Source organism: Thermotalea metallivorans, assembly GCF_001562415.1.
In the GTDB taxonomy this organism is placed as follows: Bacteria; Bacillota; Clostridia; order Peptostreptococcales; family Thermotaleaceae; genus Thermotalea; species Thermotalea metallivorans.
This window is the reverse complement of record NZ_LOEE01000054.1, coordinates 1-22256: the sequence shown is the minus strand read 5'-3', so window position 1 is coordinate 22256 and position 22256 is coordinate 1. Positions and strand designations below refer to the sequence as shown.

At 40.7% G+C, this 22256-nt stretch carries 24 protein-coding genes; 23 read left to right on the top strand and 1 reads right to left on the bottom strand.

Annotated features, from left to right (window positions below; genetic code table 11):
* Positions 1-7 precede the first annotated feature (7 nt).
* From AN619_RS11670 to AN619_RS11600, 16 genes are all read left to right on the top strand, one after another.
* Positions 8-643 carry a LolA family protein gene (locus AN619_RS11670; protein ID WP_068557155.1) on the top strand — a complete coding sequence of 212 codons (636 nt, stop codon included), beginning with the start codon at positions 8-10 and terminating at the stop codon, positions 641-643.
* 55 nt (positions 644-698) lie between these two features.
* Positions 699-1883, top strand: a complete 1185-nt coding sequence (alr, locus tag AN619_RS11665; protein WP_068557153.1) for an alanine racemase — start codon at positions 699-701, stop codon at positions 1881-1883.
* Between the two features lie 185 nt (positions 1884-2068).
* Positions 2069-2344 carry a CopG family ribbon-helix-helix protein gene (locus AN619_RS11660; RefSeq protein ID WP_068557151.1) on the top strand — a complete coding sequence of 92 codons (276 nt, stop codon included), beginning with the start codon at positions 2069-2071 and terminating at the stop codon, positions 2342-2344.
* A gap of 1 nt (position 2345) precedes the next feature.
* Positions 2346-2696, top strand: a complete 351-nt coding sequence (locus AN619_RS11655; RefSeq protein WP_068557150.1) for a type II toxin-antitoxin system PemK/MazF family toxin — start codon at positions 2346-2348, stop codon at positions 2694-2696.
* A 361-nt stretch (positions 2697-3057) separates the two neighbouring features.
* The gene (locus AN619_RS11650) at positions 3058-3552 is read left to right on the top strand and encodes a hypothetical protein (RefSeq protein ID WP_068557148.1); all 495 of its coding nucleotides are present in this window, start codon (positions 3058-3060) and stop codon (positions 3550-3552) included.
* 271 nt (positions 3553-3823) lie between these two features.
* Positions 3824-5158: a murein biosynthesis integral membrane protein MurJ gene (gene murJ, locus AN619_RS11645; protein ID WP_198153299.1), complete on the top strand. Its 1335-nt coding sequence runs from the start codon at positions 3824-3826 to the stop codon at positions 5156-5158.
* A 26-nt stretch (positions 5159-5184) separates the two neighbouring features.
* Positions 5185-5391, top strand: a complete 207-nt coding sequence (locus AN619_RS11640) for a hypothetical protein (protein WP_198153298.1) — start codon at positions 5185-5187, stop codon at positions 5389-5391.
* A 36-nt stretch (positions 5392-5427) separates the two neighbouring features.
* Entirely contained in the window at positions 5428-7596 is a 2169-nt protein-coding gene (locus AN619_RS11635) for a DUF5693 family protein (protein ID WP_068557143.1), read from the top strand.
* On the top strand, positions 7581-8687 hold the full coding sequence (csaB, locus tag AN619_RS11630) for a polysaccharide pyruvyl transferase CsaB (protein ID WP_068557141.1): 1107 nt from the start codon (positions 7581-7583) through the stop codon (positions 8685-8687). The genes AN619_RS11635 and csaB overlap by 16 nt, the downstream gene beginning before the upstream one ends.
* 1 nt (position 8688) lies before the next feature.
* Positions 8689-9414 carry a WecB/TagA/CpsF family glycosyltransferase gene (locus AN619_RS11625; protein ID WP_198153297.1) on the top strand — a complete coding sequence of 242 codons (726 nt, stop codon included), beginning with the start codon at positions 8689-8691 and terminating at the stop codon, positions 9412-9414.
* Between the two features lie 306 nt (positions 9415-9720).
* A complete protein-coding gene (locus tag AN619_RS11620) occupies positions 9721-10578 on the top strand; it encodes a YitT family protein (RefSeq protein ID WP_068557137.1) in 858 nt (285 codons plus the stop codon).
* A 29-nt stretch (positions 10579-10607) separates the two neighbouring features.
* Positions 10608-11426: a transketolase gene (locus AN619_RS11615; RefSeq protein ID WP_068557169.1), complete on the top strand. Its 819-nt coding sequence runs from the start codon at positions 10608-10610 to the stop codon at positions 11424-11426.
* Positions 11426-12367 (top strand): transketolase family protein, encoded by a 942-nt coding sequence (locus AN619_RS11610; protein WP_068557135.1) that lies wholly within the window; start codon positions 11426-11428, stop codon positions 12365-12367. The genes AN619_RS11615 and AN619_RS11610 overlap by 1 nt, the downstream gene beginning before the upstream one ends.
* A 66-nt stretch (positions 12368-12433) precedes the next feature.
* Positions 12434-12907, top strand: a complete 474-nt coding sequence (locus AN619_RS11605; RefSeq protein WP_242867393.1) for a protease complex subunit PrcB family protein — start codon at positions 12434-12436, stop codon at positions 12905-12907.
* Positions 12900-13076 carry a hypothetical protein gene (locus AN619_RS16010; protein WP_157065003.1) on the top strand — a complete coding sequence of 59 codons (177 nt, stop codon included), beginning with the start codon at positions 12900-12902 and terminating at the stop codon, positions 13074-13076. Before AN619_RS11605 ends, AN619_RS16010 begins: the two co-directional genes overlap by 8 nt.
* Positions 13077-13154: 78 nt before the next feature.
* The gene (locus AN619_RS11600; protein WP_068557133.1) at positions 13155-15611 is read left to right on the top strand and encodes a Lon protease family protein; all 2457 of its coding nucleotides are present in this window, start codon (positions 13155-13157) and stop codon (positions 15609-15611) included.
* Positions 15612-15732: 121 nt separating this feature from the next.
* On the opposite strand, the gene AN619_RS11595 is transcribed toward AN619_RS11600, so the two are convergent.
* Positions 15733-16305, bottom strand: coding sequence for a 5-formyltetrahydrofolate cyclo-ligase (locus AN619_RS11595; protein ID WP_068557132.1), 573 nt, complete (start codon positions 16303-16305; stop codon positions 15733-15735).
* A gap of 276 nt (positions 16306-16581) precedes the next feature.
* On the opposite strand from AN619_RS11595, the gene ftsE reads away from it, so the two are divergent.
* The 7 genes from ftsE (at position 16582) to AN619_RS16000 (ending at position 21700) form a co-directional block, all read left to right on the top strand.
* Positions 16582-17268 carry a cell division ATP-binding protein FtsE gene (gene ftsE / locus AN619_RS11590; RefSeq protein ID WP_068557129.1) on the top strand — a complete coding sequence of 229 codons (687 nt, stop codon included), beginning with the start codon at positions 16582-16584 and terminating at the stop codon, positions 17266-17268.
* Positions 17258-18154 carry a permease-like cell division protein FtsX gene (gene ftsX, locus AN619_RS11585; protein ID WP_068557127.1) on the top strand — a complete coding sequence of 299 codons (897 nt, stop codon included), beginning with the start codon at positions 17258-17260 and terminating at the stop codon, positions 18152-18154. The genes ftsE and ftsX overlap by 11 nt, the downstream gene beginning before the upstream one ends.
* Before the next feature lie 28 nt (positions 18155-18182).
* Complete coding sequence (locus AN619_RS11580) at positions 18183-19310, top strand: murein hydrolase activator EnvC family protein (RefSeq protein ID WP_068557125.1); 1128 nt, start codon at positions 18183-18185, stop codon at positions 19308-19310.
* 896 nt (positions 19311-20206) lie between these two features.
* On the top strand, positions 20207-20473 hold the full coding sequence (locus tag AN619_RS11575) for a helix-turn-helix domain-containing protein (protein WP_068557123.1): 267 nt from the start codon (positions 20207-20209) through the stop codon (positions 20471-20473).
* 60 nt (positions 20474-20533) lie between these two features.
* Positions 20534-21142, top strand: coding sequence for a tetratricopeptide repeat protein (locus tag AN619_RS11570; protein WP_068557122.1), 609 nt, complete (start codon positions 20534-20536; stop codon positions 21140-21142).
* A complete protein-coding gene (locus AN619_RS11565; protein WP_068557120.1) occupies positions 21081-21536 on the top strand; it encodes a hypothetical protein in 456 nt (151 codons plus the stop codon). The genes AN619_RS11570 and AN619_RS11565 overlap by 62 nt, the downstream gene beginning before the upstream one ends.
* 20 nt (positions 21537-21556) lie before the next feature.
* Positions 21557-21700: a hypothetical protein gene (locus tag AN619_RS16000; protein WP_157065002.1), complete on the top strand. Its 144-nt coding sequence runs from the start codon at positions 21557-21559 to the stop codon at positions 21698-21700.
* Positions 21701-22256: the final 556 nt, after the last annotated feature.

Genomic DNA, 22256 nt, shown 5'->3' with positions numbered 1-22256 from the left:
ATTGGAATTGAAGATGCAAAGAATGGTTTTCATTCTGCTGATAAGCATGATCTTTACCGGCTGTTCTTCCAAAACGGATCAAGAGCTGTTATATGATTGCCAAAGGAAGATTCATAAAATTGAAAGCTATGCCTGTGAAGTTGAAATCACCGTTATAGGGAACAGAAGGCCAGAGACCTATCGGATGCGACAGTGGTTCAAAAAACCCAATATGTACAGATTGGAGCTGTTGGAACCTGAAAATTTAAAGGGAAAGACTACCATTTTTGATGGGAAAAGGGCGTACATCATCCATCCTCAGATCGGGCAGGTATGGAGAATAGAGGATTTTCAAAAGTCGGAAGAACAAAAAATGTTTTTAGGATATTTTATCCAAAATTATTTGAGGTCCCCAAATGTAGAAATCCATAGGCGTAAGGAGAAAAATGAAGAGTATTTGGTAATCGACATCGATATTCCGGGAAATCATGTATATTTCAGCAAGGAAAGGTTATGGGTTCATACAAAAACCTTAACCCCTTATTTGCTTCAGGTTTTTGATGCCAAGGATCAAGTGAGAATCAGCGTAAAATATCTTGACTTTCAGTATAATCCCTCTTTAGAGGATGATTTTTTCACAGCAAAAAATTTAGCCAATCCATAAAATCTAGAATAAAGGAGAAGGAACAAAGGACGAAGGAGAAAGGGGAGGTATGATGATGCGCACGTTAGAAAAAATAAGACCTGTATGGGCAGAGGTAAACTTGGACAATCTGGCTCACAACATAAGGGAAGTAAGACGCAGCGTAAAGGAAGGCACTTTGGTTGCTGCCGTGATCAAAGCTGACGGCTACGGCCATGGGGCAGTGGAGATTGCAGAGACCCTTTTGCAGAATGGCGCACATCGATTGGCTGTTGCCACATTATCAGAGGCTTTGGCCTTGCGGAAAGTTTATAGGGATGTGCCGATACTGGTTTTGGGATATACACCGGAAACCAGCGCAGAGGAAGTAGTTTTGAACGATATAACCCAGACCGTTTATGCTTTGGAACAGGCAGAAGCTTTTTCTAGAAAAGCAGAGGAGTTGGGCAGGATCGTAAAGGTCCACGTAAAAATTGATACAGGTATGAGCAGACTGGGTTTGCAGCCGGATGTTGGAACCGTTGAACTCATAAAAAAAATGGCAAGGCTGCCGAAGCTGACGATAGAGGGTGTATTTACCCATTTTGCCGTGGCCGATGAAACAGACAAATCCTTTACCTATGGCCAATATGAAAAATTTATGGGATTGTGCAAAATGCTTGAAAAGGAAGATGTTTTTATTCCCATCAAGCATGTATCCAACAGTGCCGGGATTATTGACCTACCGGAAATGAATCTGGACATGGTAAGGGCCGGAATCATGCTTTATGGGTTATATCCATCGGATGAGGTCAACAAGGGAGAGATCAAACTGAAGCAAGTAATGTCCTTAAAAGCGAAAATATCCCATGTAAAGGAACTGGATGCGGGGATAGGGATCAGTTATGGTTTAAAATATGTAACAAACAGGAAGTCCAAAATTGCCACGCTGCCCATCGGGTATGCCGACGGTTTTACAAGACTGTTGACAGGAAAAGCGGAAGTAATTGTAAAAGGACATAAAGTCCCCGTAGTCGGTCGAATTTGTATGGATCAATGCATGATTGATGTAACGGGTATAGAGGATGTGGAGCGGGGGGACGAGGCTGTGCTGTTTGGTGGTGATGGGAAGAATTTTATATCCATTGATGAAGTGGCAAAAAAATTAGGAACCATCAACTATGAAATTGTATGCATGATCGGAAAAAGAGTTCCCCGAGTGTATATAAAAAATAATGAGATTATAAAAATTAAAGATGATATCCTCCATGAAAAATTTTAGAAAAGGGTATAAAATGGTGGTTATATTGACACACTTATAATGAATAGTATATAATTGAGTATATATTTATATATATACTAATATGGAATTCCCTGTCTTTTTTTATTTTTCAAGTATTCACCATAGATAAACAGGAATATAGAAGTTTAGAATTGGTTGCCTATATTACCGTAGGAGGTGCCAGCATGGCGGAGTCCAAAAGAATCATCATTAGTCTGCCCAATAGCCTGCTTCAAGAGGTTGATCATATCGTAGAAATAGAAAAGCGAAATCGGAGTGAATTTATTCGGGAAGCCATGAAACTTTATATAAGGGAAAGGCAGAAAATCGAAATCAAGGAGAAAATGAAAAAAGGCTATCGGGAAATGGGCGCGCTCAACCTGGCTTTGTCGGAATTGGGGTTGGATATGGATATATGCACGTTGGAAAGCTATGAAGCAAAGCTAGCGGAGTGTGAGTAACGTGCTTGTAAAAAGAGGAGATATTTTTTATGCCGATCTTAGCCCTGTGATTGGATCGGAGCAAGGTGGCGTACGGCCGGTATTGATCATACAAAATGATGTGGGCAACAAATATAGCCCTACGGTAATTGTAGCAGCGATCACTTCGCAGATTAATAAAGCTAAATTGCCGACACATATAGAAATCAGTGCCTCCGAATACGGCTTGACAAAGGACTCGGTTGTATTGCTGGAACAAGTGAGAACGATTGACAAAAGAAGGCTGAGGGAAAAAATCGGCCATTTTGATGAGGAAAAAATGAGCAAGGTCAATGAAGCGCTGATGATTAGCTTAGGTTTGGCGGAATTTTAGGTGGTTGTGGATGCAGCCACCTTTTTGATTTTGTTTGAGTTGATAGTGAATTGCTGATGGTTGATAGCGAATAGGTGATAAGTAATGATTGCTGATGGTGATTTCCAAGTTATCTCTTTCAATTCTTTGTCAGCGACTTTAAAGTATAATTTGTTAAATAAGTTTAATTTTGAAGTTGTAAATACCTATGCATGATTTTGTAGAATATTTTGCGTAATAAAAAATTAATAAAAGCTTTATCAAATAAGAAAGTTTTCATAGACGATTTATGGTAAAATAATATAGATAGATTTCGTCATAATACCACAAAATAGGATAGAAACTTTCCTATTTCCCAGGAAATAGACAAGGAGGGCGTAATATGTGGAAAAATATCAGAAATAGCAAAATCTATGTTATCGTGTTGGGGGCGTCTATTTTGCTTACGGTTTCAACACAAATTACAAAGGCTGGGTATTTGAATCCTGGTTCGCCAGAGGATCCCATCGTTACCCAAAGTTATGTAGAAAAGAGAAATGAACAGTTGAAATACTACATAGACCAAAAAATAGGAGAAGTAAACAATGCTTTAAACGCCGTACAGGCCCAACAGCAATTTCAGATCATTGAGGTCCAAAAAGGACAAAAGGTCATTGGCAAGGCAAGTACAGAAATGATTATACGTTCCGGTGAAGCAAAAGCCATTGCTAGTCCATCGGGAGGATTATCGGATCTCATTGCCGGTATTGATTTGAAAACAGGGGAAATTGTGCCCCTGAACCATCTGATCTTGATTCCCAGAGACGATGGTAGAGGGATAGAAGTAACGGTCAATAAGACTTTCATATTGATCAAGGGCGGTTATGAAATAAAATAGATTTTCAAGCACCCTGGGGCGCTTTTTTTGTGATGGAAAAATTCTTTCGAAATTATATGACAAACTTCATATGGGAATTAACCTTAAAACCGAATTTTTCCTGCTGATTAGACTTTGCTAGAATACGTCTGTATATTATTCTGGTCAGCAATTGATCTGTTACAATCTATCGGTCAACAGCTATCAACTATCCAAGAACTATAATTTTTGAGTAAATAAAACGTTAAAAGTTGTATATGTATAGAGAGAAGGCTGTATCATGGAGGCGGAAATGAGCAATCGAAGAAAAACGGCCAATATGATTTTTGTCGTGTTCCTATTGACTTTTTTAGCAAAATTTATCGGTTTTTTTCGAGAAGTACTGCTGGGCAGCCGTATCGGGGCCAATATGGCATCGGATGCATATATCATGGCATTCTATGCCACGGTAAGCATATTTATCAGTGTTGGAACGGCTATTACTATTGCTGTAATTCCGATGATGGTGGAAGGATTTACCTTGGGGAGCAAGGAAGAGGCCTTCCGATTTTCCAACAATTTGTTGAATACTTTGGTTTTGTTTTCTACAATTGTGATAGGGGTCGTTTTTTTCTTTTCAAAGGAAATCATGGCGATGATGGCCAATGGATTTGAAGGAGAAAAATTCGCTTTGACGGTAAACTTAACCAGGATTATGCTTCCCACCTTGATCTGTATATGCATTACCTATGTTTTTGTGTCTTTGCTACAGTCCATGGGCAAATTTGCCGTGACTTCATTTATCAGCGTGCCGGCCAATATCCTTGCTATTGTTTTTTTATATTTTTTCTCCCATCCATACGGTGTGAAGGGGCTGGCATTCGTTACTTTGGTTGGTTGGGTACTGCAATTTGTGATCCAGTTTCCTTCCCTGTACAAGGAAGGCTTTCGTTATGCACTATATATCAATTTAAAGGATCAGCGGATAAGAAGATTTTTTAAGATGATCTTTCCTGTGACCATTGTGGCTTCCGTAAACCAAGTGAATATGCTGTTGGATGAAATCCAGGCATCTGCCTTGCATCATGGCAAGGTATCATCGCTATATTACGGAGGTATATTGTATTTGGCCGTTGCCGGCATTACGGTCTATGGCATCAGTGCCGTCATGTTTCCTAAGTTTGCGGAAAAAGCCATACAAATGGAAAGAAGACAGTACGGCATTTTTGTGACTTCAATCATGAAGCTGATGATTTTTATACTTTTGCCCATGACCATCGGCATTGGACTTTTGAGCAGACCTGTGATCAGCCTTGTTTTTGAAAGGGGAGCCTTCCATCAGTCTGCTGCAGCGGCAACGGCAACGGCTTTGGCTTCATACTCCCTAGGGATGGTAGGTTATGCCATACAGGATGTAGTCAATAAGGCTTTTTATGCCCTGCAAGATATAAAAATCCCTATGAAGTTTTCTATTCTGGCTGTGTTTTTGAATTTATTGCTGAATGTTGCTCTGGTGAGATATAATGAGGTAGCCGGCATTGCTTTTGCTACAGCGGGGGCTACCACTTTGAGCGCGGTGGGCCTATATTGGTATCCTTTAAAAGAAAAGTGGGCAATTTTAGGGGGCGAAGGCTTTTTAAGGACTTGATCAAAGTTGCTTTGAGTTGCCTTGTGATGGCGGTGGTGGTAATTATTTCCTTGCAATTATTTGATACCTACTTTACAGAAGGAAGTTTCCGTAATAAGATATTGAGAGTAGTCATTCCAAGTTTGACGGGTATGATTGCATATGGTGCTGCCGCTTTTGGGTTAAAGATTGAGGAGGCACAGTATATATACAATGATTTTCTAAAACCGATTGCAAATAAAATCAGAGGATAAAATTGGATAAAAGATTAAACTGAAGGATGTGACAACATGAAAAGAAACACCGTACTCATTTTTATTTTGGTGCTGGGATTGATTGTTTCCTCCATGACGGCTTTCGAGAGAATGGCCGTGGAATCGAAAAATAAAACCGTGGATATCACCATTGATTATCTAGAATTAGAAAAGCTGGCAAAACAGTCGGGACATGATTTGCAATGGTGGCTTGAAAAATTCAAAGACATGGGTGTTCGCTCCGTGGCGCTGAATGAAGAGAGTTTTGAGACACTAGTAGAGGCCAAAAAGCCAATTCAAGTGGAAATGGCAGGGAATGTGCTCAAAGATCTTCACTGGCAGGAGAACTATCCAAGGGTGCTTGTGGATTATCTCAATCATGGAGGAATCGATGAATTTGATGTTGTGGCCATTACCACCTCTGAAAGATTATATCATTTTATCAAAGATGCCTTTGTTCATCGCTATGATCTGAAAAAAGTGAAGATACTCCAAGGGGATGGGGTCTATGTTTTTGTAGTGGACGGCGATATCAAGGATGCTCTCTATACACAAAAAAGAACTATTGTTGATAGAGAAGGAAAGCCTTTTCAAGAGGAATCGGTCCTGTATGGGTCCCAGTTGATGAGACTGGCATTGGGGCTGGATCCTGAGAAGGTGAAAAAAATTCAGGACAGGGGCCTTGAAGTTTTGCCGAGGCCCTACAACCATAAGGGTTGGTCTGACAAAGGTTATGTGAATGCCGTATTGGAAGATTACGAACGGCTCAACATCAAGCCTCCCTATATGGTTTTTGGAGGAAAACAAGTTCTCGGATATCCCGATGCCTTAGATACAGTAAAATCATATATGGAGAAAAATGGCATCCAAGTAGGCCTTGTAGAGAGCATGGTCCAGAGAGAGCATATAGAGCAAAAGGGACTGGAGGAACTGACAAGGGCTCTGAATTATGATGGAATTCGTGTTTTTTCCGTACCCCCTTATATCCAAAAAAGATTTAAATATTATAACTATGAAGGGGCCGAGGAAATTGAAAACACCCTTTACCGGGCCATTACCGAAAGAAATATTCGTCTGATTTATTTCAGACCTTTTATGGAAGATGACAGGGTTTATGTGACCGATGTTAGGGAATACGAGAAAATGTTCAGCCGTTTAAAGGCTAGAATTGCTGAGCACGGGATGACTTTAGGCCAGGCCAGCACCATGGCTCCTCTGAAACTGAAGACGGTGAAAAAGATTCTAATGGGCTGGGGGATTGCAGCGGGAACAGTGCTGCTGTTGTCTTATTTCACCAGTATGAAAAATCCAGTGAAATACGGACTGTTGGGCCTTGGCATCATGGGTACAACGAGCATGGCCTTTGTCCTGCCGTCCTGGGCGGATAAGCTTTTGGCGTTAGGGGCTGCCATCGTATTTCCATCTCTAAGCATGATTTATTTCTGCAGCAGATGCAGGCAGTATTATGAAAACAATAAACCCCATCAAGGTTTTTTGGAAACCATAGGCATCGGTGTAAAGGACCTGCTGACAACGTCTGCAATTTCTTTCATAGGGGCCCTGTTTGTAGGAACGGTTCTGTCGGATATAGAATATCTTTTGGAAATGGATATTTTTCGTGGGGTTAAGCTGGCGCAATTGCTTCCGATTTTTATATTCTGCATGATCTATATGATGTTCTTCGGATATAAAAGGGATGATTTGAAAGGGAAAAACCAAGGCTTATCCTTGGATGATGTGAAAAGGCTGCTGTTGGATGACATCAAGGTCATCTATGTACTTACAGCGGGAATTTTGCTGGCTGCCGGATATGTTTATATTGCCAGAACAGGTCATGAGACCAATATCCAGCCTTCGAATCTGGAAATGATGGGAAGAAATTTTCTGGAGATGACACTGATGGCCAGACCCCGTACCAAGGAGTTTTTCATTGCCTTTCCGGCATTGCTGGTGGGGGTATATGCTGCCCGCAAGCGATATAAGACCCTTATGTTTATTTCCGGGATAGCTGGAATCATCGGACAAACCTCTATTGTCAATACTTTCAGTCATCTGAGAACGCCCATGTATCTGTCTATGATCCGAACAGCCTATGCCTTGGGATTTGGTATTCTTCTGGGGATTTTCTATTTGGCAATGTTGAAGGCGGCAGAGAAATTATTACGATCTGTGAGAGGAGAAAAGACTCCATGGCGAAAATTGTAATCTCAGGGTACTATGGGTTCAATAATATAGGCGATGAATCGATTCTGACTTCCATCGTGAATAGCTTGAAGCAGCACATTGAAAATATAGAAATCACCGTGTTGTCCGTGAATCCCCAGGGTACGGAGAAAAAGCATAGGGTAAAGGCAATCAATAGAAAAAATATTCTTCAAATTTTCCGGGCCATCAAGCATTGCGATTTGTTAATCAGCGGAGGTGGCAGTCTCCTGCAAGATGTAACCAGTGGGAAAAGCATCAGTTATTATCTTGGAGTCATTATGATGGGAATTTTCCTTGGAAAAAAAGTCATGATCTACAGCCAGGGGATTGGACCCGTCAATAGGACCTATAATAGGCTGTTGGTAAAATATGTGCTGAATCAGGTCCATTGTATTACTGTGAGGGACGAAAAATCAAAGGATGAACTGCAGAGAATGGGTGTAAATATTCCCCCCATTTATGTTACTGCCGATCCCGTAATCGGTTTGGAAAAAGTTTCTCCGGAGCTGGGGAGAAAACTATTGGGGACAGAAGGATTGGATGAAAAAAGCGGCAGGCCTTTGGTCGGTTTTGCAATCCGGGGATGGAAAAAGAATGATAGGCTGAAGGCCATTCTGGCCAAGGCTGCCGATAGATTGATAGAGGAATTCCATGTGGATGTGGTGTTTATTCCCTTCCATTATGGGGAAGATATCAAATTCATGGAAGAGATTGAAAAGGATATGAAGCATAAGGCTATTTTTGTGAAACACAAATATGATGTGCATGAGATGCTGGGAATTACGGGAAATTTGGATTTGCTGATAGGGGTCCGATTGCACTCGCTGATTTTTGCGGCGATTATGAATGTTCCCATCATTGGCATATCTTATGACCCCAAAAACGACAGTTTTATGGAGTCTTTAGGGCAAAAATGCCTGTGCAATGTGGAAGATCTAACCTATGAAGACCTGTTGATTGAAATCGAGAGAAAATGGATTTGCAGGCAGGAAGAAAAGGAGATTTTAGAAAAGCATATGGACAACTTAAAGGAAAGATTATCCTTGAATGAAAAATTGGTTCAAGATCTATTGCTGCAAGGGGGGGTGTAGTGTGCGCCAACAAGTAAAAATTATGCATGTACCCATCGATCAGGTTACCTTGGAAACAGCTTTTTACGCATTTCAAAGATTTATGGACGGAACATCCTGTCGTATGATTGTTACGCCAAATACGGAAATTGTGATGGAAGCTCAAAAAGATCCCGATTTGCTGGAGATTATGAAAGAGGCAGATTTAGTGATCCCCGATGGCATCGGCTTGATTTATGCTTCTAAGATACAGGGCACAGGGTTAAGGGAGCGGGTAACAGGGGTAGACCTGATGTATAGAATTTTGGAGTACTGCCATGAAAATCATAAAAAGATCTATTTGTTGGGGGGAAAACCGGGTGTAGCAGCGTTGGCAGGGCAAAATATCCGAAACAAGTTTCCCCACATTGCTGTGGCCGGCACCCAGGACGGCTATTTTCAACGGGAGGAAGAAGGCCGGATTGTAGAGGAAATCAACCGTTCCGGGGCTGAAATTTTGTTTGTGGCGTTAGGAGCGCCGAAACAGGAGAAGTGGATTCATCGGCATAAGACCCTGTTGCAGGTGAAGGTAGCCATGGGCGTCGGCGGAAGCATCGACATCTGGGCAGGAACGGCCAAAAGGGCCCCGGTGATTTATCAAAAACTGGGATTGGAATGGTTCTACCGGCTCATGAAGGAACCTTGGAGATATAAACGGATGATGGCTTTACCCAAATTTATGGTGAAAGTACTGCTAGGTAAAAAATAATCCTTGGCAGTATTTTTTTCACGAAATTAAGATAGGATAATGTTGGGTATGCATATATAAGCATCTATGGAAAAATAGATTTTCACAGCAGATACCCATAGATTTACAACCTCAAAATTGAATTTACTTGAAAAAGTTATATTTTTTAAATAACAGCCAGTCGCCAGCTGCCAGTTACCAGCTACCAGCTGTCGGCTACCAGTACGGGCAGCAAAACATTTGCTGCATAAAAAGCTTATCCTTATAAAGGCATAAATCAAACTTTAGCGTTGTATGCCAATATGATATAATAATTGGGGTGAAAATATGAAGGGACAATGGAAATCTTTTCCGTTCTTTGACTATGTCTTCATTACCTTTGGGACGTTGCTCATGGCTTTGGGACTGGTTTTTTTTCTGGAACCCAATACCATAGCACCGGGCGGTGTGACGGGCTTGGCCATTGTGGTCGAAAAAATATCAGGCATTCCTATGGATGTAACCAACCTGGTCATCAATATTCCACTATTTGCTCTGGGGCTGGTTACCTTAGGAAAAAGATTCGGATTGAAGACGGCCTATGGAACCGTTGCTTTGTCTGCTTTTATCAGAGTATTGATCATGGGTAAAAATATGATTGTGGTTCATGACCTGCTGCTGGCATCCCTCTATGGGGGCGTTTTGATGGGCATCGGCATAGGCTTGGTGTTTAAGGCGGGAGGAACTACGGGAGGAACTGATTTGGCAGGGGCCATATTGAATAAGTATATCCCCAATATCAGCATTGCCAAACTCATGATGGCCATTGATTTGCTCATCGTAGCGGCTGCAGGCATTGTGGAAAGAAAGCTGGAGACATCCCTTTATTCAACGATTGCTTTGTATATTCTTGTAAAAATTGCCGACTTTATTGTAGAGGATTTGAATTATGCCAAGGCATTTTTTATCATATCAGATCATCCCCAGGAGATCGGCAGAGAGATTTTAAACACCCTGGGCAGGGGAGTCACGGTATTGAAGGCCAGCGGGATGTATACGGGATTAGATCGAGAAGTATTGCTGTGCATTGTGGACAGAAGTCAGGTATCAAAGCTGAAGCATATGGTCCATGGGATTGATAAAAATGCTTTTGTGATGGTAACCACAGTTCACGAGGTATTAGGCGAAGGATTTCGCAAACAATAAATTTTAAGGAGGGATTCAACTTGGCAAAGATAGACGATAAAAGATTAAAAGAGATTGCCACCGAGATTCGCAGGGATATCATTCGGTCCGTATATGCAGCAGGCTCCGGACATCCGGGAGGGTCCTTATCTGCTGCTGATATTGTAACGGCTCTGTATTTTCACAAAATGAAAGTAGATCCGAGCAACCCCAAGTGGGAGGATCGTGATCGTTTCATACTGTCCAAAGGGCATGGTGCCCCTGTTCTTTATGCTGCCCTGGCTGAAAAGGGCTTTTTTCCAAAGGAAGAACTGTTAAAACTTAGACATATTGACGCCATGCTCCAGGGACATCCCGATATGAAAGGAACACCCGGAGTGGAAATGTCTACGGGTTCTCTGGGACAAGGCTTTTCCACAAGCATCGGAATGGCTTTGGCATCAAAGCTGGATCAAAAAGAAAATCGCATCTATGTATTGCTGGGGGATGGAGAAGTGCAGGAAGGCATTGTTTGGGAGGCGGCCATGGCTGCGGCCCATTATCAATTGGATAATCTCACGGCAATTCTGGATTTTAACGGCCTGCAGATTGACGGCTGCACCGATGAAGTCATGTCCATCAATCCTATTGCCGATAAATGGGCAAGTTTTCGCTGGCATGTGATTGTCATTGACGGCCATGATTTTGAACAAATCATCAATGCCTTCGACGAGGCGGAGGCAACCAAGGGAAAACCTACCATCATTATCGCAAAGACTGTAAAAGGAAAAGGCGTTTCCTTTATGGAAAACCAAGTGGGTTGGCATGGCAATGCACCAAAAAAAGAAGAAGCGGAAAAAGCCCTTGAGGAATTGGGAGGTGCAAGATAATGGCAGAAAAAATTGCTACCAGGGAAGCCTATGGCAAGGCTCTGGCAAAACTGGGGAAGGTCAATGAAAAGGTTGTAGTGCTGGATGCAGATTTATCAAAATCCACAAAGACATCGGAATTTGAAAAGGCATTTCCAAATCGTTTTTTTAACATGGGCATTGCAGAGCAAAATTTAATGGGAACGGCTGCCGGATTTGCCGCAGCAGGGAAGATTCCTTTTGCAAGCACCTTTGCCATGTTTGCTACGGGCAGGGCCTTCGAGATTATCAGAAATTCCATCTGTTATCCCAAGTTGAATGTAAAGATTTGTGCTACCCATGCGGGGATTACTGTAGGAGAAGATGGTGCTTCCCATCAGGCCCTGGAGGATTTGGCCTGCATGCGGGCGATTCCCAATATGGTAGTGATCAATCCGGCAGATGCTGTTTCCGCAGAACAGGCAATATTTGCCATAGCGGAGTACCATGGGCCCGTATATGTGCGATTGGGCAGGGCTGCTGTTCCTGTCATCTATGATGCAAACAGCTTCCGGTTTGAAATCGGCAAAGGCATTGAACTGTGCCCCGGAAAAGACGCAGCCATTATTGCTACAGGTATTATGGTGGCAGAAGCCTTGCAGGCAAGGGAGATGCTGGAGAAAGAAGGCATTGAGGCCCGGGTGATTGATATCCATACCCTTAAACCCATAGATAAAGAGATCATCATCAAGGCTGCCAGGGAAACGGGAGCCATTGTTACGGCAGAGGAACACAATATCCTTGGAGGATTGGGTTCTGCAGTGGCAGAGGTATTGGTTGAAAACAGCCCTGTTCCCATGAAACGGGTGGGGACCAGGGATACCTTCGGAGAATCGGGAAAACCTAATGAATTGATGATAAAATACGGCTTAACGGCAGCCCATATTGTTGAAGCGGTGAAGGAAGTACGAAAGTTGAAATAGAAGAGAATATTTGTACCCCCTCCTGAATAGGTATTAATATAGATGAGAAAGAGAGGGGGATTCGGTGTGAAAGTAAAGTTAAATTTCAACGTAAAGGCACTCAATTGGAAGACCATAGCCCTTATGGCTGTGATGATAATGGTTGTGTTTGCTGGGATTTATACCGTAAAGTATTTGATGAAGGATGATGCCGGTGTGCCTTTTGAAGTATTAAAAGAAGATGGGATTCCGCAGAAAATTCAAGAAATCTTGCCAAGGTATAAAGCTTTAGAAAGGGCTTTGGCATGCAAGATCGATGAAGAGGTATTTGTCATCGTGACCAGGGGAGAAAAACCTACGGGTGGATATACTGTTGAAATAGACCGGATTGAGAAAGTGACGGAAGAGGGAAAGACAAAACTGATAGTATATGCAAAGTTTGAGGATCCTAAACCGGGGGATGTGGTGACACAAGTAATTACATATCCTTATGTGGTGGCGAAGACAAATCTGAAGGTTCTGCCGGATAAAATTGAATTAAAGGTAAAATATGATGATTAGCGAAAAAGCCTGTATCCAAGAAGGATGCAGCGAGAATCCAATAAGGGGAGATTCTCTGGGATATAAGAACCCTTGGCAATTCGGCTTTGACCTTGGTGAAAGCCTGACCGCCGGGGTTTTTTCTTTGATTGCAGGGGACGGACCTATGGTTTGGCAAGAAAAATTATGAAAAATCATAAAGTTTATTTGTTACGGAATACATAAGAGGGTATATATATTTACAAACTAATGTAGGGAGGTTGAATGAATGCTGGAAAAATATAAACTATCAGCGGACAAGCTGAAAAACAAATGTGATACCAGTTGTTTTGATTTTCAGACAACAGCTGATCTATATCCTTTGCAAGGAATCATCGGACAGAAAAGAGCTGCAGAAGCCCTGGAATTTGGATTGGATATAAAGAAAAAGGGCTATAATATCTTTGTATCGGGGCTCAGCGGTACGGGGAGAAACAGTTATGCCCTTTCTATCGCCGAGAGGAAGGCGGAGACAAAGAAAGTCCCCGATGATTGGGTTTATGTGCATAATTTTAAAAACCCCGATACACCCATCGCCCTCAATCTAAAACCGGGAATGGGCAAGGTATTTAAAAAGGAAATTGAAAATATGATCACCACCCTACAAAAGGAAATTCCACAGGTTTTCCAGAGTAAGGAATACGAAAATAAAAGGAGTGCACTGCTGCAGCAATATGAAAAATATACCCAAGATACCCTCGAGGAGTTAAATGCCCTTGCTAAGCGCTTTGACTTTATGTTTACCCAGACGGAAAGGGGACTCATGAGTATTCCTCTCCGGGGAGATCGCCCCATGACGGAGGAGGAGTATAGAAATCTGGGGCCCGATGAAATAGAGGACTTGCGGAAAAAATCGAATCAACTAAGTCTGGAGACCATCGATATCTTTAATAAACTCCGTAGTTTAGAGGACGAATATAGGAAGAGAATCAAGCAGCTGGATGAGAAAAGCGGCTTTGATGTGGTGGATTTTTATATCAATCAAATGGTTGACAAATTTGGAGAAGAAAGTAAATGCGTGGAAGAATTTCTGCGATTGTTGGAAGACGATATTGTAGAACATATTGATAAGTTTAAAAGCCATAATCAACAAGATTTGAGCGGCAATCCCTTTGCCATGCTGCAAATGCGATCCACGGAGGCCTTCTTTGATAGGTACGAAGTCAACCTGTTTATAGACAATAGCAATATGAAAGGGGCACCCCTGATCAATGAAACAAATCCTACTTATCATAATTTGATTGGCAGGATCGAATATAAAAATGAGTTGGGAGTTATGAAAACTGATTTTATGCAGATCAAGGCGGGGGCTCTGCATCAGGCCAACGGAGGATATCTGATTTTGCAGGCCAAGGATGTACTTTCCAATCCTTTTGCCTGGACGGCGCTGAAAAGGGCATTAAAGACCAATGAAATCAACATTGAGGGATTGGACAAGCAAATAGGATATGTGATCACTACATCCTTAAAACCCCAACCGATCCCCTTGGATCTAAAAGTAATTATGATTGGGGATCCCTATACCTACTATCTTCTATATACCTACGATGAGGATTTTAAAAAGCTCTTTAAAATTATGGCCGATTTTGACATTGAAATGGACCGGGATCGGGAAAATATGTACAAAATGGCCCGATTTATTGCAACCCATTGCGAAAAAGAGGGATTAAGGCATTTTGATAAATCAGCCGTAGGAAAAATTATTGAATACAGCTCCCGACTGGCAGAACACCAAAAGAAATTGAGTTCCAGGTTTAACCAAGTGGTGGAGGTACTGTATGAAGCAGACCTTTGGGCTGAAAGCATGGGGGCGGAGATTGTTAGTCTAGAACACGTGGAAAAGGCTATTGAGCAAAAGGTGTACCGAAACAATAAGTATGAAGAAAAGATTTTAGAAATGTTTGAAGACGGCACCCTGCTCTTGGATGTGGAAGGAGAAAAAGTTGGAGAAATCAACGGCTTGGCTGTGACGGGCACAGGAGAATATTCCTTCGGAAAACCAAGCAAGATCACTGTAACCACCTATCGGGGGAAGGCAGGGATTATCAATATTGAAAGAGAAGTAAGAAAAAGCGGCAGCATCCATGACAAGGGGGTAATGATTTTAAGCGGATATTTTGGAGCCAAGTTTGCTCAGAAAAGACCCTTGTCTTTATCGGCCAATATTGCATTTGAACAGTTGTATTCCGGAGTAGACGGAGACAGTGCATCCAGTACGGAACTATATGCCCTGTTGTCCAGCCTTTCCGGGGTACCCATCAAGCAGTATATTGCAGTAACGGGTTCAGTAAATCAAAAAGGGGAGATTCAGCCTATCGGCGGCGTCAATGAAAAGATTGAAGGCTTTTTCAAGGTATGTAAGCTAAAGGGATTGACAGGGGAACAGGGCGTGATGATCCCCCATCAAAATGTAAAAAACCTGATGCTGAGCGATGAGGTGATCAAGGCAGTAGAAGCTGGCTTATTCAATATTTATGCCATTAAAACCATAGAGGAGGGCATTGAAATTCTGACGGGAGTACCGGCTGGAGCAAGGGATGAGGAGGGCAAGTACCCCGAAGGCAGCATCTACGACCTGGTGGAAAAGAAATTAGAAGAGTTTTCGAAGGATCCTTCAGAAGAGGAAGAAGAAAAAGAAGAGGAAGAAGTCAAGGAAGAAACAAAAGAAGAGAAGGAAAAGAAATAAAAAATACATAGGACAGGGAGACCTGTCCTATGCGATGAAATATGAAGGAATATTATGTTATGAAACCCTTGAGATTTAGGCTTTGCCGTCAATTTGCAAGCCAAATGCAAGGGTTTTTCTATCAACTGTTGCATGCAATGGTCCTTGTTTCCGTAATAATATAATCCACCGGATGGTCAAAGAAATCCCTCGGTACAGTCGCTATGATCTGAAAGTCATAAGCCAAGGCTACAGACGGGATTTTTTTTATTTGCTGTCCGAGGAATCGATCATAGTATCCGCCACCGTATCCGATGCGGTAACCTTTCATATCAAAGGCTATCCCGGGTACAAGGATTAAGTCTAAGTCATCGGGACTGACCTTGCGGATAAATTCTTTTTTTGGTTCAAGAATTCCGTAAGCCCCTTTTGCCAATTCCTTTTCCGGATTGAAAAGTTGGGATATTATCATTTCTTTGGTTTCAGGAATACTGACAGGAATCATGACGTTTTTTTTGGAAGAGAGCAAATCTTTGATGATCAAATCTGTTTTTACTTCATTGCGAAAATCAATATATGCCAGCACATGCCGGGCATTTTGATATAAAGGAAAATGTTGAAGCCGATGAAATATTTTGGTGCTTTTATTGATTACCTCTTCTGCTGAAAGTGCTTTTCTTGCCTCTAAAATCTGTTTTCGTATTTTATTTTTCATTTTTTGGCCCCCTCTGTGCAACCCCCTTCGACATTCTTGGCATATTTTCATAGCAAGATCCCAGACAAAGGACTGTCGAATAATGGTAATGGTTAACTATTTGGAAAATCACATAAATAATTATATAATATAATAGGAGCGGTACAAAGGACAAAAAAAGATAGAATTTTTGCCCATGTTTTGGGTAGGTGGCAAAAGAACTAGAAATTTGCAGCAAAATGATAGAGGGAAATGGTTTTCTATGTAGAATTGTAAAGTATAGTAGGAGATGATGATATGATAGAATTGGTGAATGTGACAAAACAGTATTTGAATGGGATGACGGCCCTTTCCAATATTAATATAAAGATTGACAAGGGTGATTTTGTTTTTCTCGTGGGGCCCAGCGGGGCAGGAAAATCTACCTTTATCAAACTGCTTCTAAAGGAAGTGGATCCCACAGAGGGAAAAATTATTATAGAAGGGATTGATACTACAAAATTATCCCGCAGAAAGGTGCCCCAATTGCGAAGGAAAATGGGGGTAGTCTTCCAAGACTTTCGATTGCTTCCCAACAAGACGGTCTATGAAAATGTAGCCTTTGCCATGGAAATTATAGAGGCCCACCCAAAGGAGATCAGAAGGCAAGTACCCATGATCCTGAGCATGGTAGGGTTGAGTGATAAATCGAAGATGTATCCTGATCAGCTTTCCGGAGGAGAACAGCAGCGAGTTTCCATTGCTAGAGCCATTGTAAATAATCCTGCAGTTCTGATTGCGGACGAGCCCACAGGGAATCTTGATCCCGATACGGCATGGGAGATTATGAAATTGCTCAAACAAATTAATAGAAGAGGAACAACCGTGGTGATGGCCACCCATGCCAAAGAAATCGTAGACGTAATGCAGCAGCGGGTGATTGCTCTGGAAAATGGACGAATCGTAAGAGATGACAGGAAGGGTGTGTACGGCTATGAGGATTAGAACCATTTCATACATGATGCGTCAAGGATTGAAGGGGCTATGGCGGAATCGTATGATGAGTATTGCATCGATTGGCTCCGTAGCATCGGCCTTGGTGATCTTGGGCATTGTGTTTATGCTCGTGTTGAATATCAACAGTCTGGCAGAAACGGCCAAAGGACAGTTTGACTCTATACAGGTATACATAAGGGATGAAGTACAGGGAGTAGCAATTGAGGAAATGAATGCTTTCATAAAGAAGTTGGAAGGAATAGAGGAGGTATCCTTTCTTTCAAAGGAAGATGCTCTAAAGAATATGAAAAAGCAATGGGGAGATCAGGGATATCTTCTGGAAGGACTCGAAACCAACCCTTTGCCCAACTCCTTTGTCATCCAATTGAAAGATATTGAAAATGCGGACGGGGTTGTAAAACAGATCAAGAAACTGCAGGGAGTAGAGGAAGTAAAATACTACAAAGATATCGTGGACAACCTTCTTCGAATTACCCATTTTATCAGGCTGGCAGGAACCATTCTAATTGCCGTTCTCATTGGCATTTCCATGTTTATTATAGCCAATACCATTAAGTTGGCTGTAGCCGCCAGATACAGGGAAATCAACATTATGAAATATGTAGGGGCAACCAATTGGTTTATTCGATGGCCCTTCTTGATAGAAGGGATCATCTTAGGGTGTGTCGGCGCCTTTATTGCCTTAGGCATTGTGGGTTATAGCTACAAAGCGGTTTTTGATGTGGTAACTCAGAAGTTATATGTCATGCTTTCCGCTTATATGATACCTGCGACCATTCTTACCCATAATTTGGCTGTCATTTTTATAGTATTAGGGGCAGGCATTGGCGCTTTGGGGAGCATCTTTTCCATGAGAAGATTCCTAAGGGTATGAAGGGAAAGCACGAAAGGGGGATGAAAACATGAGGCGCAATCACTGTTTGACAGCTATTTTCAGCATACTGTTGCTTTTTGCCTTGACGCTGGAAAGCTTTGCCGCAGATGTTACCGGTGAGTTGAAAACTTTAAACCAACTCAATCAAAAAATTAAAAATTACCAAAACAAATTAATAGAGAATAAGAAACAGGAAAAGAGTTTGACAAACCAGATGAAGGTGCTGGATGAAAAAATTGATCAAACAGAACAGGAGATCGGAGAAATCAGCACCCAGATTACCATGACCAAGAAGGAAATCGAAAAGACAAAGGCGGAATTAAAAAAAGCAGAAAACAATATTTCCGATAGAAAAGATGTGCTTCATGCAAGGCTTCGAGTAATGTATAAGAACGGCAATGTGGGATATGCCGAGGTGCTTATGGCTTCAGCCAGTATTGTGGATTTTTTTTCTAAGCTGGACATGGTCAAGCGTATTGTAGATCATGATATTCAGCTATTGAAGTATATGAAAGAACAAAGAGATGCCATTGAAGACAAAAAAAAGAAGCTGGAAACCTACGAAGGCCGCATGATATCCATGATGCACAAAATGGAGGAAAAACAAAAGGAATTGGAGCAAAGCCGAGGTCAAATGGCGAGACTAAAGGAAAAGATACAGCAGGATAATGAGGAACTGGAAAAGCAAATTGATGAACTCAATAAATATGCCCAAAAAATTGCGGAAGAAATCCGAAGAAAACAGTCCAAAGGGGAATACAAGGGTGGCAAATTGGCTTGGCCTGCACCCGGTTATACCAAGATTACATCTCCCTTTGGCTACCGAATCCATCCGATTCTGAAACGAAACAAGCTGCACACGGGAATTGATATTGCAATACCTACAGGCAAAGATATTGTTGCTGCCGGAGACGGAACCGTCATTCATGCAGATTGGCTCGGGGGCTACGGAAAGACTGTTATGGTTGACCATGGGGGAGGAATTGTCACCCTATATGCCCATAATTCCAGCTTGCTGGTGAAGGAAGGCGATACAGTAAAGAGGGGAGAAACCATTGCAAAGGCAGGAAGTACAGGCTTGTCCACAGGACCCCATCTGCATTTTGAGGTTAGAAAAAATGGAGATTATGTGGATCCCCTTCCTTGGGTGAAATAAAGTTTTTTGTTTTGTTTATTAGCCTATATGCTAGGTCATTCTATATAAAAGAGATTTATTGACGGATATGTATTTGAATATTGAAAGCAATAAACCGTTTGATTTACTTCTATATACTGAAGCCGAATGGGAAGAATGTGTCAAGGATACTTCCAGTTTTGCCTATCTTATCAATAAGAGGGGAACTATAATATATGGTTGATAGCAAAAGGTACAATGATTGGCTTCAAAAAGCTGAAAGAGATATAAAATCAGCAAGGGTATTAAAACAAAATGATTGCGGAAACGATATAGTTGCTTGAAACACGTTATCCTGCCGATATACCACTTGTTGTATCAGATAGTGAGGCTGAAGAATGTATTTCAATAGCAGAAACAGTATACAAACTGGTGAAAGAGAATATATAGGCTGCACAAATTTGATTATAATGGCTCCCATAGATTTGGCATAAAAAACGTCAAAATAAGTTATAACGAAACTTTACTCCAGGAGAAAAAATCGGGAATAGCAATAAAGGTAATCCAAAGGGAAAAGATACTCTCAAAAATAACCGCAGTTTATGAAATTCATTCAAATCAGATTCTAAGATAGAAAAAACAATTTTTAGAGAACATGGCAAATTAGGGACGGGGAAATAGATGCCTCGTCTCTTTAATATTTTAGAAAAAAAGAAAAGCGTGTAGCGAATGCGTCAATTACTGCAACGAGCTACTAGATCTATTGGAAATTATGGGAAAGTAAGATGTGCGGTCAAATTAAATGCAATGTATAGTTTTTCAAAAATACAATAAATGAATTTTAAAATTATTATTTACGATTAATAATTTTTTATATATAATAAATATTTCTAAGAATTTAGAAAATAAATACAATCGAAAGAGGGTGAGAAAGAACAATGTATTTTATGGGAGACGTAATTTTGCCTCCAGGAGAAAAAATCAGAAGAATTCGGACATTTTTAGGAGCAAAGCAGGAAGATATCGCGGGGGATAAAATTACAAGAAATTTGATCAGCTATATTGAAAACGGAAAAACAAGATTAATGAGAAGTACGGCAGAAATTATTGCAGAAAATTTAATTCGATTGTCAGAGGCACAGAAAAATCCAATCCATATCAGTGTAGATTACCTGATGGAAACAGAGATGGAACAGGCAAACTGAATCTTGGGAAACCTTCGAGATGAATTGGACAAATATTCCCAGACTAACGAGAAGCGGTTTATGGAGGTTTTTCAGAGGGCGGAGGAGATTTTAGCAGAATGGAATCTTCCCGAAAGAAGAGTTGCCATTTATGAAGTAGTAGGAGATTTTTACTACAACAAAGAAAAATACCATGAAAGCTATATCCACTACATCAAAGCATTGGAAGATTACATACGGATCAATCACCATCGAAAGACAGCAAAGATTTATTCTTTACTGGGGAAAGTTTCTATTAAGTTAAAGAACTATCAGGAAACTGTCAATTTTAACAACTATAGTATGCTCATCCTTGAAAATAATCATATGGAAGAACCGAAAATTATGAAAAAAGTTTTGTTTAATAATGCCTTGGTGCACTGGTATTTAGGTTTGTATGATGCATCCTTGGAGCATTTGCATAAATTAACAAAAGCCTATGATGATTTCAGTACGCAGCAACATCTAGAGATATTAACTATGAAAGAAAACTGTTACTTGGATAGCAATGAATTAAACCAAGCAGAAAAAATTTATATTGATATTTTAAAAATTGCACAAGAAAATAATTATTTGGAAATGATGGCCATTGCATACTATAGTTTCTGTAAAATTTACAAAAAAAAGGAATCAAGGGACAAAGGCCATTGAATATGGACACAAGGCTTTAGAAATTAGGGAAAAGATCGGCAGTAGACTTTTAGCTAGTACATTGTTGATCCTAGGGCAGCTGTACCAATCTATTGGGAATTATATCCAATCGAAAAAATATTTGCTAGAGTCTTTGGTTGCAGCCCAAAAAAGATTTGATCAAAGGATACAGGCGGAGGCTTACAAATTATTATTTAAAAATTATATCGATACACAAAACTACAAAGCCATGGATAATTTGATGACTGAACTCTATGAAAATATAGAAATAGGAGTGTCCGCCGAAATTCTTGGTATTTATATGGAAGTGAGCCGTTATTATTTGAGTAATGACATAGAAAAGGCGGAAAAAATTCTTGAAAGAGGGTTGGAAAAGCTGAATACGTCATACTGAAAAATACAAGGAGGGATACGATGAAATTTAAGAAATTGTTCATGTTAATCCTAGTAATCATCTTGCTAAATACAGGAATATCGACTGTATTTGCGGGGCGGGATCCTGAACCATGGAGTATCGAACCAGTCATCAGCGTAGAAACAGTGGAAAATTTGAAATAGACAAAATATCTAAACTTTAGGCACAAGGATTGGCATAAACCAATGATTGTGCCTTTTCTTTTGCCATGATTTTGCCCAGTCTTCCTTGGTTGTCGAGTTGTAGAAATTAAACTGACATTCCGCTGAATATGTCATAATTTTTTCATGATATTTAATTCAGAACTTTTAAATTACAATGTTCTTCTGATGTAGATGTTCTCGGGAATCCCTAATGGGGCTTGATTTAGACGAAATTGAAATTCATCGAATTCACCTCAAATACTTGATAATACAATTATTCGAGATAAGACCAAAAAATCCTTTTTGAAGTTTAGACTTTTCTAAAATTATTTCAATTGGTAAAAATAGTTAGGCAAAATATGAGTTGAAAAATTTTTTTAGAAATTATTTTTTGATTTGGTTGATTTTTGATTCCTTTTTCCTGTTTTACACCACTTTACAAGTAATGTAGTGATTTAAAAATAATTCCATAAAATAACAAAATCAGACACCTAAATCCTAGGAATACTAATCTTATGACAAACCAACACCCTAGGAGGCGTCTGATATGATTAGT